The following is a 654-nucleotide window of genomic DNA, read 5'->3' as shown; positions in this document are numbered from 1 at the left end:
GGACGAAGGGCACCATCAGGTGCTGGCCGTGCCACATCGCGATGATGAAGGGGCGCAGGGGCGACAGCCAGTCATAGGCGGCCGGCGGATCGAGGCTGAAGCGGTTCGTGCGCTGCACCAGCTTCAGGTAGCTCGCGCCGAGGAGGCCGAGGCTCTCCTGGGCTGCCCGGCTCCGGGCGATGCGGGTGACGACGCTCATGCGGGCACTTCGTGGAGGGGGAACGCTTCGGTCGGGATGCGGCGAATCGAGCGCGGGCTGGGCCGGGCGGGCCTGCGCGAATCCGGGCGCCGTCATGCTCCGTTCGGGCCGGCGAGGCAACCGGCGGCAGGGAGTCGGTGCATGAGACTGAGTGCGGCACCGCACGTGCGGCGCGCGTCGCGTCGGTCCCTACATCCGCGGAGCAGCGGACTGCCTTCGGTCTGACCGGCCTCGTGCCGGGTCGATCTCCGCTCAGGCGCTACGGCCGCGATGCGCCTGGACCATGAACCGAACGCGCCGGTCGCCAGCGGGACGACCGACGGTCGCTGCTTCCATGCCGGCGCCAGAGGAGCAGGCAACGTGCTCCCACAGCCGGTCGAGACTCACGGCAAGAAGAGCTTGACGGCCGCGACGGTCCCGCCGATGAGCGCCGCCGTTGCCGCAGCGGTGGCGGC

At 71.9% G+C, this 654-nt stretch carries 1 pseudogene; it reads right to left on the bottom strand.

The annotated features are described in order from the left end of the window. Nucleotides 1-199, bottom strand: a pseudogene (locus tag VQ03_RS30250) (hypothetical protein); the annotation flags it as partial. Between the last annotated feature and the right edge of the window lie 455 nt (nucleotides 200-654).

It is taken from the genome of Methylobacterium tarhaniae (assembly GCF_001043955.1).
GTDB lineage: Bacteria > Pseudomonadota > Alphaproteobacteria > Rhizobiales > Beijerinckiaceae > Methylobacterium > Methylobacterium tarhaniae.
The sequence above is the reverse complement of the archived record's forward strand: the minus strand, read 5'-3'. Positions and strand labels throughout refer to the sequence as shown.